12 protein-coding genes are annotated in these 11,729 nt (G+C 46.2%); 9 read left to right on the top strand and 3 right to left on the bottom strand.

Annotation, left to right across the window (positions count from 1 at the left end; translation table 11 throughout):
* Positions 1–84: 84 nt before the first annotated feature.
* Together M3194_RS15835 and M3194_RS15840 are read right to left on the bottom strand one after the other, a co-directional pair.
* Entirely contained in the window at positions 85–639 is a 555-nt protein-coding gene (locus M3194_RS15835) for a hypothetical protein (protein ID WP_251655039.1), read from the bottom strand.
* A gap of 78 nt (positions 640–717) precedes the next feature.
* Positions 718–1,749: a hypothetical protein gene (locus M3194_RS15840; protein WP_251655040.1), complete on the bottom strand. Its 1,032-nt coding sequence runs from the start codon at positions 1,747–1,749 to the stop codon at positions 718–720.
* A 419-nt stretch (positions 1,750–2,168) separates the two neighbouring features.
* Between M3194_RS15840 and M3194_RS15845 the strand changes: the two genes are divergently transcribed.
* Positions 2,169–2,675 carry a hypothetical protein gene (locus M3194_RS15845; protein WP_251655041.1) on the top strand — a complete coding sequence of 169 codons (507 nt, stop codon included), beginning with the start codon at positions 2,169–2,171 and terminating at the stop codon, positions 2,673–2,675.
* A 528-nt stretch (positions 2,676–3,203) separates the two neighbouring features.
* On the opposite strand, the gene M3194_RS15850 is transcribed toward M3194_RS15845, so the two are convergent.
* A complete protein-coding gene (locus M3194_RS15850) occupies positions 3,204–4,952 on the bottom strand; it encodes a recombinase family protein (protein ID WP_251655042.1) in 1,749 nt (582 codons plus the stop codon).
* 73 nt (positions 4,953–5,025) lie between these two features.
* On the opposite strand from M3194_RS15850, the gene M3194_RS15855 reads away from it, so the two are divergent.
* Genes M3194_RS15855 through M3194_RS15890 form a run of 8 tightly spaced genes read left to right on the top strand, consistent with a single transcriptional unit; the run spans position 5,026 to position 11,714 of the window.
* Positions 5,026–5,409 carry an ATPase, T2SS/T4P/T4SS family gene (locus tag M3194_RS15855; protein WP_311290949.1) on the top strand — a complete coding sequence of 128 codons (384 nt, stop codon included), beginning with the start codon at positions 5,026–5,028 and terminating at the stop codon, positions 5,407–5,409.
* A complete protein-coding gene (locus M3194_RS15860) occupies positions 5,400–6,278 on the top strand; it encodes a type II secretion system F family protein (RefSeq protein WP_251655043.1) in 879 nt (292 codons plus the stop codon). Before M3194_RS15855 ends, M3194_RS15860 begins: the two co-directional genes overlap by 10 nt.
* A 10-nt stretch (positions 6,279–6,288) precedes the next feature.
* A complete protein-coding gene (locus M3194_RS15865) occupies positions 6,289–7,137 on the top strand; it encodes a type II secretion system F family protein (RefSeq protein ID WP_251655044.1) in 849 nt (282 codons plus the stop codon).
* Between the two features lie 32 nt (positions 7,138–7,169).
* Positions 7,170–7,361: a Flp1 family type IVb pilin gene (locus tag M3194_RS15870; protein WP_251655045.1), complete on the top strand. Its 192-nt coding sequence runs from the start codon at positions 7,170–7,172 to the stop codon at positions 7,359–7,361.
* Complete coding sequence (locus M3194_RS15875) at positions 7,330–8,061, top strand: TadE/TadG family type IV pilus assembly protein (RefSeq protein ID WP_251655046.1); 732 nt, start codon at positions 7,330–7,332, stop codon at positions 8,059–8,061. The genes M3194_RS15870 and M3194_RS15875 overlap by 32 nt, the downstream gene beginning before the upstream one ends.
* A complete protein-coding gene (locus tag M3194_RS15880) occupies positions 8,058–10,265 on the top strand; it encodes a hypothetical protein (protein ID WP_251655047.1) in 2,208 nt (735 codons plus the stop codon). The genes M3194_RS15875 and M3194_RS15880 overlap by 4 nt, the downstream gene beginning before the upstream one ends.
* Positions 10,231–11,202 (top strand): TadE/TadG family type IV pilus assembly protein, encoded by a 972-nt coding sequence (locus M3194_RS15885; protein WP_251655048.1) that lies wholly within the window; start codon positions 10,231–10,233, stop codon positions 11,200–11,202. Before M3194_RS15880 ends, M3194_RS15885 begins: the two co-directional genes overlap by 35 nt.
* The gene (locus M3194_RS15890; RefSeq protein ID WP_251655049.1) at positions 11,199–11,714 is read left to right on the top strand and encodes an A24 family peptidase; all 516 of its coding nucleotides are present in this window, start codon (positions 11,199–11,201) and stop codon (positions 11,712–11,714) included. Before M3194_RS15885 ends, M3194_RS15890 begins: the two co-directional genes overlap by 4 nt.
* Positions 11,715–11,729: the final 15 nt, after the last annotated feature.

Below are 11,729 nucleotides of genomic sequence, written 5' to 3' on the forward strand. Positions count from 1 at the left end.
TCATGCCAAGCAATTCAGCTAAGAACGGTCTCTTGCTGTTAAATTTTAAGATGCCTGATTTTTATGTTTTCATGAAATAAATAATCATTGCAAATACATTAACAATCCATCGTCATTATTCTTTTTTAAATAATCTTCCATGAGCTGCTTAGTAATTTTTTTAGCATCTACTTCATTTTTGGCAGGTCCTGCTATAAAAGTTATGGAGTTCTGTTCTGCCACTCGAATTGTTACACTTTTAAAATCTTTACTAAAGAAGATACTGTTATAAAGATCATTCCAGTATGGTTTTGTACTCAGATCCTCAAAGTCCATAAGGGCAGACATATATCCCTGGTCTGTTTTATGGATTTTCATATTCAATTTTCTATTCTTATTTGGATCTTCTAAGCTACTATCTATGATACTAATAGCTCCTTTAAATCGTATTTCCCCAAATGCAGAATAATAGACACTTCCTTTAATTTCAACTGATACAGGAAGAGACTCTACTTCATTTTCTGGATACAATTGAAACTTTAGACCTTGTATGGAAGTAGAGATTTCTTTTGAGTGAGGTATTTTTACAACCTTCACCCCAATTAAAAGCAATACTAAAATAGCAATAAGAATAATTAATACTTTGTTTTGTTTCTTCATTATATTCCTCCATATTCCCTAAAAATAACAAGAAATACAATGCTCACAATATGTGAGCATTGTATTTCTTTGTTAATATTAAGAAGTGATAATTTGACTTGGCAGTCCAGGAGTTAACATTTCTGCTTTTGCAGTTTTTCCTGCTGGAGAGGTAAATACTGCATTTTTCGCATAAGAAGTTCCTTTAGAAAGATTCAAGTAATTGTCGACCGCTTTTGAGCTACTTGCATAATCTGTGGCATATACCGAATAGTCCGTGGCTTTACTAGCTGCAGTTACAGGTTTTGCTTGTGAAGTTCCCTCATTTGCAATACCTGCAGCCATATGAGTAGCTGACATTTCATACATACTACTAACATAACTTAGACTTTGATATGTATCAGATTTCCCTGCATCTTTAACATAAGAGAAAACCGCCGTTGTGAGTGCCCTATAAGTTACATAATAGGAATTCATTGCAATGAATTGTGAACCGTCTGGAATATTAACAAACATTTCGTACGGTAAAATATTTACTACTGGTATTAAAGAAGTTGCAGCGCCAATCAATTTTTCGGCATAGACCTTAAATAAGTTTTGTGCGAGATTAACTTGTTCTTTACCAGTGTTAAGAATATAAAGCGTATCATTACTTTTAAATAGGTTAGTATTATAACCTACCCCTTGTGCGTACACTTCTTGAATGTCATACGATTTACCACTTCTAGTATGTGTATATCGAATCTCATACCATTTAACATTAGAATTACTTCCTGGTACAACAATTCGAGGCGAAACTCCTTGGGGTTCATTTCCAGTTATGGATTGAACCTCGGTTGAAGTTAGCTCTCTAGCTCCCAGATCTTTAAGGTGCTGACTTAATGCTTCCTCTGTCTCAGCAACATTACCAATATTACTGATTGAATAATCCGCTATTAGATTACTATTGGTGTTAGCGAGTTCGTTTAATTTGAGTCTAGTTAATTTACCCATAGTCTGAATAATTTCTTCTTTTTGTTCTGGACTAATAGAATCATAACCTTGATCCTCACTACTTGCAAATACTGTTGTTGAAAATAGTAATGTAAAAATAATTACAGCGCCTAGTATTTTTTTTATCATATTTTTCACAACGCTCTCTTCTATATTATTTTCTTAAACCTATAAAACTGAAAGCTACTTCCTGGCCTCCGAACTCCTGATGTCCAACCACATCCTTAATAACCAAATTTTGCAACAAAATTAATATTAAATGCCAAAACGAACTTAATCAAGTATGAATTTGTAAATAAATTGAATTAAATATTGCTTTGATATGACTTAATTTTAGGCCGCAATCATAATTAGAGATTACCGCAACTATCATTGCGGTAATCTACTAATATAAACTAGCATAATATCTATAAAAGTTAACTTGTTGTTTACTTACCGCAACTAACATTGTTGGATTCCGCAATAATGATTACGGAGCGAAATTTTATGAAATTCTTTCTCTAATCTGGTAATGGAACACATGTTCGTATATAATAAGCGTGAGGTGATTTGCTTATATGAACGCGAACAGTAAAAAGCTCTACGGAAACGGACGGTGGGAAGCCTCGCGTATTATGCTTCCTGAACACCCCGAACAGTACCTGCAGTTAATGGAGCGTGATCGCATTAAAGCAACCGGACTCAAACCGGAGCGTCCGCCAGCTTCACGCGATGAACTCCAGTTAATGCACGACTACGTATTATTACCGATGGCACGCACTATTGCCGAAAAGAACCGCCATCTACTCGAAGAAAAAGGCCGCACGCTGAAACCGCTTTTCGTTAAAGCAACGAACATCTGTTTAGCGAATATGCAACTTGATATAGAACAAATCGCGATAACGCTCAAGCGCTTGAATATAACTGTATATCCCAGCGAAAGCGTTGACGGCGTTGCATTCTACGCCTATACCTGCCGCGGGCACGAAGGTGCATTCGCAATAACGCGCGAGTACGTCCGAACTAGTATCGGAACGATGATCGCGCGTTACATTGACGGTGTATTTTCAGTGAACGAGGCTTAGTCGGTCACGCCACGTAGACGCTGCGGTAAATGGCTCGCTCGTTACGGATACGACCGGGCCAGGCGCCGTATCACGCTTATACTGAGCCGCGCTCTCTCGTTATGTATCTGAGCACCGCCTATCTACGCGCCAGTTTTGGTAATTGGTACAGCGTCGTTTCGTAGGGCTGATCGCGGCGAAGATCGAGCGGCCAATCGGACCTGTGTTCCAGAAGGAAGTAAAACAAATATTGGATTATCAGTAAGGGGAAGACGAGTTGGAACTTGATCCAGAGAATTAATTAACATATGTCTCCAGCATGGGGAGCAGCGAAAGCTAAGAACGCTAAGGTTGGTATGGATAAGGCACGTGAACACGCTAACGCTTTGCGTGTAGCGGCTGGATTACCTAAACAATAGGCACAGTGTCTTTCTTTTCACTCTTATTTGATATAACTTTCATGATATTAGCTAATGCATAAGATCACATCAATAATAGGAGATTAGGACTTCAAATTAATTGAAGTCCTTTTTTTATGTTGTTCATACATCAAAACTTAAATCCGTCATTCTCCATCTGATTCATCTTTTTTAACCACACTGCCACATTCTCATCTAGTATTTCCTGTTGCGACCACTCAATAAAGTTCCACTCAATGACTCTAATTTTCTGGTTATCTCCTACACCGGGGATATAAGTTGTCAAAACTCCGATGTCTCTAATAATCTTCCTGAGGATGACGTTGGTTAAATTGTTAAGGTCGATGTCCTGCATATATTTTATAAACTGGCTATATTTACGCTTAATCTCTCCGATTTCAGTGTCAACGTTAACTAGGCGTAGGCGTTCACTTTGCAATTTAGATAGCTCGTCTCTAATTTTAGTGCGCTGTTCTCCATATTCATCATCGGTTATTATATTTTTGCTGAGCAGCCTTAATAAAGACGATTCGTCCTGAGTCAATTCGCTAATCGTATCGTCAATCTGAGTAATCCTCTCGGTAATATCATCCTTTTCGAATCTGGCTTCAATTAGCATATTTAAATACGATTCGTGTTTCTCTAAGTCTTCTCTGTGTTCTCTGATTTCTGATATGACCCATTCAAGTAATTCCGATTGAACTTGTGTGTTTCGATATTCACATTTCCTACTCCCATACTCCTCAGCGTTTCTACACATGTAATAGTGATGAGCTACAACTGTTTCTCCATTAATTTTCCTATTTGCTTTTTTATATCTAAACATACCTCCACAGTTTACACATCTAATCAAATTGCTGAACAGATGGGCAGATGAATATCGTGTGCCGTTGCGGTTAGCAGTAGTTCTAACCTTCTTTCTCGATACGTTCCCTAGTTCGTCTGTTGTTTCAACAGTGTCATAGACAAATGTATCAAATATGCCACCACGTTCACGCTTTATATGTTGTGCCTGTTCAAAAGTTTCATCGTCAATGACGCGCAACTGTTCGTCATGGTATATTATTTGTTCCTTTTCGGGTATCCGCTCAATTTGACCTGTCTTAATATCTTTTTTTCGCGTCCTATGGAGCCTGACAGACCCACGATAAATTTCATTAGATAAAATATTGCTCAATAGTTTCTTTTCCCATAGTCCACCCTTTTGTGTAGCATGATTATTAAGTGTCAAATATCCCGCAATTTTATTCAGGCCAAAACCTTCATCGACGAATAGCCGAAATATGTCTCTGATTGTTCGTGCTTGTTCCTCATTAATAACTAAATGACCTTTCTTTTCTGTCGAGTAATCGTATCCAAATGGTCTATGTCCAGACCAAATACCACGACGAGCTGCCTCTTTTTTTGCCCATTGAACACTATCAGACTTTGCTCTCGACTCTTCCTCAGCGAGTGAGCCAAATATTTGTAGCTTGACATTATCTGCTTCATTCATTGTATTTACTTTGATATCTTCAAACCAAACGCCGACTCCCAGTAACTTTAGTTTTTCAATATTTACAAGTATTTCCTTCAGATTACGTCCAAAACGTGATATGGACTTCGTGAGGATTGTGTCAAAATACCCCGCCTTTGCATCTTTCATCATTTTTTGGAAAGCGCGTCTGTGTTTGGCTGACTTTACTCCGCTAAATCCTTCATCAATATAACCTTGATAAGACTCGTCTTGACCGTTCCTGCGGCAGAATATACCTGTCTCTGATAGAGTGTATTTCATATCATTCGCGTACTTAACAAGGCCGCTAACTTGATTAATGATTGAATTGGTTTGCATCTCTGTATCGGTGCTACAGCGAGCATAAAAAGTACATTTCTTCATTAGGAGACCTCCATAAGAATCTATAAGCATATTTTAACATTTAATTACCCTTTTAGTATATATGCTGCAGGCCATGAACACGGGCCATGCGGGAAGCATGTCAACCGGACATAGTAACGGTCCAAGGGATATGATGTCCCGGCTTGAAACGATGGTAATGAGCGCGGCGGAAATGCCGGTTCAGGTTATTCGTAATCAAATCGCATCGGCGCTGGACATTGTTATTCATCTGTCTCGTTTCAGAGACCGATCCCGGCGAGTGACGGACATTTGCGAAGTCGTGGGGATGGAAGAGGGAGAGATTGTTGTCCGGCCACTCTTCCAATTCGAGGAGCGGGGAGAGGAAGACGGGAAAGTAGTCGGTACGCTTATTCGTACGGAGTATAAGCTTCAGCATACAGATAAGCTGAGAATGGCCGGGATTCGGCTTGTTGAGGAGGATGCGGTATGCCTGTAATCCGGACGACTCCTCTGGCTGCAAAATTACGCGCAGCACTTGAATGGTGCGGGTGGGATTCCTCATTCCGATCCGGCCGCGCTGGCCGTGCCGGGAATCAACCCGGCTCGTCAAGTACGGTTAAGGAGCTGCAGGATTATAACCGGTACCGGTTGTCTTATGGGCAGTTTGTCGGTTCGGCTGCGGCCGGTTTCATGATCGTTTTTGCCGCGGTTTATCTCATTTATCATTCGTTTGCCGTATCCTGTTTGCTTGCGGCGGCGGGGCTAGCTGCACCAAGACTGTACAAATCCTCCTTGCTTGTCCGGCGGAAAGAGCGGCTGCAGCTGCAATTCAAAGAAGCGTTATATTCGCTTGCTTCCTCTCTTGCGGCGGGAAAATCGGTTGAGAATGCTTTCCTTGCGACAATTGATGATTTGAAGCTGCTTTACCCGGATCCGAACACGGAACTGCTGGTAGAGTTCCAGATTATCAAGCACCGCCTGGATAATGCCGAACCGCTTGAGCAGGCACTGCGGAGCTTGGCGAAGCGTGCCCATCTGGACGATATTACGCAATTTGCGGATGTATTTGCGGTGTGCAAACGATCCGGCGGGGATCTGGTCGAAGTGATGAAACGGACTTCTCAGACGATCGGGGAGAAGCTGGAGGTTAAACAGGAAATCTCTGTTCTGCTTGCGCAGAAGCGTTTTGAAGCCAGAATCATGATGGTTGTTCCTTTTGCTTTTCTTGGCTTTCTAAGCGCTTTTGCCCCTGATTATATGAAGCCGTTATACGGAGGCGCCGGTTATGCTCTGCTGACGATTGGCCTAACCGTGCTTGCGTTTTGTTTCTGGCTGATTCATCGCATTATGCAAATACGCGTTTAGGAGGCGTGAAATGGCTGTTCTTGTACTGCTGCTGGCTGTTGTTTGGCTTCTGCTGATAGGCAGAGCCGGACTGACGCAGCTTGCGAAGAAAGGAAAGCCGGATTGGAAGGGGCTAATCATTATCAAGCCTTTTGACCGGCTGCTTGAACGCTGCAAGCTGTACGAGCATTTGCAGCTTCCGCTCAGCAGCTATCATTCGAAGCAAATACTGCTGAAGGGAACAGACTGGCAGCTCAATCAGACGAAGCGGCATATTGCAGAAACCGCTGGATATGGTTATGCCGTACTGACGGGCTGTACGCTTCTCGCTGTTTTGGCTAAGGAACCGCTTCTCATTGGAATGGGAGCGCTGCTTGGATTGCTGCTTCCCGTACGGCCCTTTATGGAAGCAGGGCGGCTGGTCGAGAGGAGAAAGCAGGCCATTATCTCCGAGCTGCCGGAGGCGCTAAGCAAGCTGATGCTGCTTGTGGGTGCAGGAGAGCCCGTGCTGCAGGCTTTCTCCCGTTGCTTGGAAGGAAAGGATTCGGCTGCCCAGCCTTTATACAAGGAGTGGGAGCGGGTTGTTATTGCGCTGAGGAACGGCGAGTCCTTCAGTACGGCAATCGAGCGGTTTAACCGGGGCTGCGCCATGCAGGAGGTATCCATATTTACCACGGTGATGCTTCTTAATTACCGCAGGGGCGGCGATCAGTTTGTCCTTGCATTACGCGAAATCTCCTATTCCCTGTGGGAGAAACGCAAGGCCGTTGCCCGATCCCGCGGGGAAGAGGCGTCGTCCAAGCTCGTATTTCCGCTGGTAGGGATATTGCTTGTGTTAATGGTATTTGTTGCAGCTCCGGCGATGCTGCTCATGTCTTGATTTTATTTTTACTAATAGAGAGGATGTTTACTATGTTGAAAAAAGCAGGCAAGGCGGTTCGTTCATTCTGGCGTTCGGAGAGCGGTCTCGGCACGCTCGAGATTATTTTGATCATTGCGGTGGTTATCATTATAGCTCTTCTGTTTAAAGACTGGATTATTAGTCTTATCGAAAGATTAACGAGCAAAGCCGATGATGAAGCCGATAAAATCTTCTCCAACTAACGGACGCAAATGCGCTTGGCTGCAATGGCTCCGGCATTCAGAAGGAAGCTTTACGCTGGAATCAACGTTAGTGTTCCCTATCATTTTTCTGCTGATATTAATGTTCTTGTTATTGAGCATGTATATCTATCAAAAAGTTGTTCTCTACTACTCGGCTACCGAGACGGCTGAACGTGCGTCGTTCAGCTGGGACAACAGCCATCGGAACGCCCGTAACGGGATGCTGACAACGGGTCAATATGACGGCTTGTACTGGCGGGTCAGCGGAGATTATATGCTAGGCTCCTTGTTTGGGATGACGTCGGATCAGACGGATGTCACTTTGGAGCTCCCCGGTCCATTGAGTGAAGAAGAGAAACTTGAGCTGGCAGGAACGAAGCTGCGCCGGGCATCCAACTGGCTGACAGGCGATGCGGGCTTGCCCTTTCAAGGGAATATCGCATATGCAAACAGCCTGATGAAGCGGGAAGTAGCCGTAAAGCTTAAGCAGCCCGTATCCCTTGCCCCGCTTGAGCTGACGCTTGGGCTGTCCGAGCCTAAGACCGCCGCATCGGCGAGTATTGTTGATCCGGTTCAATTTATCAGGGATGTGGATATGCTCCGGTATTATACCGCCAAATTTAATAATGGAACGTCGAAGCAGCAAGCCGCAAAAGCTCTTACGGCTTACAGCGGCGGCGGGAAAGCAGGCAAGCCGTGAACAAGAATGCTGCTTCACAAGGCTCCATAACGATATTTTCCGCCGTTGTATTGTCCGGGCTGCTTCTGTTCTCTGCGGTTCTGATCGATTATGCAAGAATGGCTGTTCTGCATAAGGTGACCGAGGATGCCGCCAGATCGGGCGTCCGGTCAACGCTTTCCGCTTATGATGAGAGGCTGTATGAACGATATGGGCTGTTTGGCCGGGGCGGTACGGATAGCAATGAGATCTTTGAACAGACGGTGAAAGCGAATCTGGGCCAAGGGGCAAGGCATCAGGACACCTTCAAGCTGGTGCAGGCGGAGCTGGAATCGGCACATGCGGATAATGCCGAGGTACTGGGCAAGCATGAGGTGTTTGCACGGCAGGTGCTGGAGGAAATGAAGTATAAAGCTCCTATTGATTTTACACTGGAGCTGGCATCAAAGTTCGCGCCGCTCTCCGGGGCCATGAAGGAAGCAACCGTTACGGTTAATATGCTGGAAGAATTAAGGAAGCTGTACGATAAGCGGGAGGAAAAGCTGACTGCTGCGCTGCAGCTGCAGCGGCAGGCAGCGGAGACCGTTGGCGGCATTGCCGGACTTATTCCGACTAAAGCGCTGGAGCTGGCAACTGGAACCCAGCATGCGGCAAGGCTCGCCGGAGATTACGCCCAGTATGCCAATTGGGTGATGACGGACCAGCGACTGGCTGAGCAGGGGAAGAAAGCAAAGTATTCAGACGAAATCGAGGAATATGAACAAAAAGCAAGAGGTTGGATGGATGAGATGTCCCGTGAGCTTTCCGCGGCGAAGAAGCAGCATGATAAGCTGCAGCTGGATGCTGTCAAATCAATTGAAGCGGCCAAGCAGCTAAATGCAGAGATGCAGCGTATCAAGCAGGAGGCTGCTAATGCTACTTCCAACAGCGGATATGACCGGGTAACCGGCAAAAATATTGCCGGTGATGAAGCCAATTCTATAGTTGCCGCGCCTCAGAACGATATACAGGAGATTCGGAAGCTGGCAGACGAGCTTATTTTGCCGGACAGCTGGTTTACGGACTATAGCCGGGAGATTGCGGATCAGGCTTCCGTGTTTGCGTCGCTGCAAATGGAAGCGGGAGGCTTTATCGCGAATCTGACAGCCGGTCTTGCTGCTCCCACTATAGCCAATGAACAGATTAAAGAAGGTGCTGTTAATCTGCGCATTGCTTATGAGCAATACGAAGGGGCTTATGTTCGGCAAGGCTCCAGCCTGGATGCGCGGGAGCAGAAGCTGACGGATAAAGAATTAAAGAAAGAACGTCAGGCACAAGAGGCAAAAGCAGGGGAATTATGGTCGCAGGCCCGCCGCCTGCTGCACGGCATGACTTCGGTTCCTCAGACGGAGGAGCATCTTCAGGTGATTCAGGATATAGAGAAACGGTATAAAAATAACCTCTTGTTTAATCAGGAGGCAGCAGAGGCGGTAGCAGAAGGCCTTTCCTTCGCGGAGGATGCTCATGAGGAAGCGGAGGAGGCAACTTCCGCCATGAGCGGGTTGTTTGGCGGCATTGCAGATATGCTCGAACAAACAAGGGACTCCGTTTATTTATCGGAGTATGCAATGTCGCATTATGCAGCGTTTGCTCCGCAAAATCTAAGGGCCCTGCTTACGAGCGGCAATACGAATGAGCTTGCTCATTCCATTGCGTTCAGCAATCAAGAGGCGGAGTATGTCATATACGGGTTTCATAGTCCAACGGCGAATTTGGCCGCTGCCTATGGCGAATTAATTGGTGTTAGGATGGCAGTGCGAACAATGGAAGGGCTATCGGCCTGCAGGGCTGCTGCCCATCCTCTGTTAATCTTGTCATGCTCGGTTGTCTATGGCCTGGAGAAAACGATGGAGGACATGGCGGCGTTCACCGAGCGGGGAGCGGCCCCGCTATCCAAATATATAAACGCGGATGTTACTTATACGGATTATTTGCGGTTGTTCATGCTGGTACACGGAGATGCAAAACGTTCCTCCACATTAGCCCGGATGATCGCTGTTATTGAGCATAATGGCGGGGTTACGCTATCCAAGGTCCCGTCGGCCTTGACCGGAGAAGTTCAGGCCTCTGCCAAGCTGTGGTTTTTACCAGGCGTAATGGATATCATACAGCATTTTGGATCCTTGCAAGGAAAGGTTGTTGGCGGCAGGTATGAAACTACTCAGACGATTGGCTGGTCTTATTAGCAAACGGCGGAGAATAACCGGCAGCGAGAACGGCAGCATTGTGCTGGAGGCAGCTCTTGTTATGCCGTTGCTTCTTATTGTCCTGCTGCTGTTTATTATCATGATCCGCTTATGCGCCGTACAGATGGCCCTTCAATCAACCGCTTCCCAGACGGTCAGGCAAATCGCTGCCCATATTCGTCCCGCCGATCTTGCCTTTCAGAAAGCCTCCTCATCGATTCCTGATCTGGGCTCATTTGGCCTGCCGCTGCCGGATTGGGAAGGAGCTATTGCGAAGGAAGCAGCCGGGTGGCTTCCTGCACCCGCAGGAACATTGGCTTCTGCCGCGCTTGAAGGCAACTGGCAGCCGGTAACCGACGTGGCGGCAACCGAGCTTGGGCGTACAGCGGTTGAGCCGCTGCTTCAGCAATTTGCGGACGAGGCCGTGCTGCAGAAGGAGCATTTGAGCTTGTCGCATCTGTCACTTCCCGATTTGAAGGAGAAGAAACAGCCTTATTTGACGATTGAAGCCGAATATGAGTTTCCGATGTCCTTGCCTTTTATTAACAAGAAAATTGTACTAAGGGAGCAAGCAACCGAGCGGGTATGGGTCAGCGATGCCGCACCTGCAAAGGAAGGATCGTCCGAGACGGATATCACGCCAATTCAGATTGTTTCCATTCAGCCGGTTCCCCTGCATCCCGGGAACAAAGCAACGGTCACGGCTTTAACCTCGCCTGGCACAGCAGCGTCTCTCACCGTGAATTATAAGAGCGGCACAAGTGTTGCGAAGCATCTCGGCAGTGCAACCGCGGATGCGAACGGTTATGTTAAGTGGACGTGGCTCGTATCCGGCAATACGACACCGGGGACTTGGGAATTAACGGCAACCTCGGCGTCAGGCGAAACGGTATCCATGCATTTTAATGTGACCAAGAAGGAGGATTCCGCATCATGACCATACAGTTGTCGGCTGCAGCCATGCTGTTATTAGCCGCTTTATATACCGATTTGAAATCAATGACCATTCCTAATCTGCTTACCGTTCCTTTCCTTGCCGGCGGATGCTTATATGCCTTGATCACCGGCGGAGGTCATGATCTCCTGCTTGCTCTCGGCGGAGCAGCCGCGGGCTTCCTGCCGCTGCTTGTCCTTCATATGGCCAAGGGAATTGGCGCGGGAGACGTAAAGCTGTTTGCTGCGCTCGGAGCCTGGATTGGCGCGATGGCCGTCCTTCAATTAATGATGTATGCCATCTTGTATGCGGGTCTGGTAGGTCTGGTGCTGCTTCTCTTTAACCGGCCGTTTGCGAGACGGATGTCGGCTGGAATGTTTGCTTTCTTTTCCTTGCGGTTCGGCGGTCGTGAAGGAGCGTCGTCATGGCTGGCTTGGGCGAAGAACGGACGCACCTTTCCGTTTATGCTGGCCGTAGCACCGGGGGCAGTAACCTTATGGATGATAACAGCTTAATGAAAAGGGGGAGCC

The sequence above is a fragment of the Paenibacillus glycanilyticus genome (assembly GCF_023715145.1).
GTDB lineage: Bacteria > Bacillota > Bacilli > Paenibacillales > Paenibacillaceae > Pristimantibacillus > Pristimantibacillus glycanilyticus_A.

Bases quoted from the DNA above. Each gene is read 5' to 3' on its own strand.
- M3194_RS15845 (WP_251655041.1), top strand. From the start codon at position 2,169: ATGAACGCGAACAGTAAAAAGCTCTACGGAAACGGACGGTGGGAAGCC.
- M3194_RS15875 (WP_251655046.1), top strand. From the start codon at position 7,330: ATGATGAAGCCGATAAAATCTTCTCCAACTAACGGACGCAAATGCGCT.
- M3194_RS15835 (WP_251655039.1), bottom strand. From the start codon at position 639: ATGAAGAAACAAAACAAAGTATTAATTATTCTTATTGCTATTTTAGTA.
- M3194_RS15870 (WP_251655045.1), top strand. From the start codon at position 7,170: ATGTTGAAAAAAGCAGGCAAGGCGGTTCGTTCATTCTGGCGTTCGGAG.
- M3194_RS15865 (WP_251655044.1), top strand. From the start codon at position 6,289: ATGGCTGTTCTTGTACTGCTGCTGGCTGTTGTTTGGCTTCTGCTGATA.
- M3194_RS15850 (WP_251655042.1), bottom strand. From the start codon at position 4,952: ATGAAGAAATGTACTTTTTATGCTCGCTGTAGCACCGATACAGAGATG.
- M3194_RS15885 (WP_251655048.1), top strand. From the start codon at position 10,231: ATGAAACTACTCAGACGATTGGCTGGTCTTATTAGCAAACGGCGGAGA.
- M3194_RS15890 (WP_251655049.1), top strand. From the start codon at position 11,199: ATGACCATACAGTTGTCGGCTGCAGCCATGCTGTTATTAGCCGCTTTA.
- M3194_RS15855 (WP_311290949.1), top strand. From the start codon at position 5,026: ATGAACACGGGCCATGCGGGAAGCATGTCAACCGGACATAGTAACGGT.
- M3194_RS15860 (WP_251655043.1), top strand. From the start codon at position 5,400: ATGCCTGTAATCCGGACGACTCCTCTGGCTGCAAAATTACGCGCAGCA.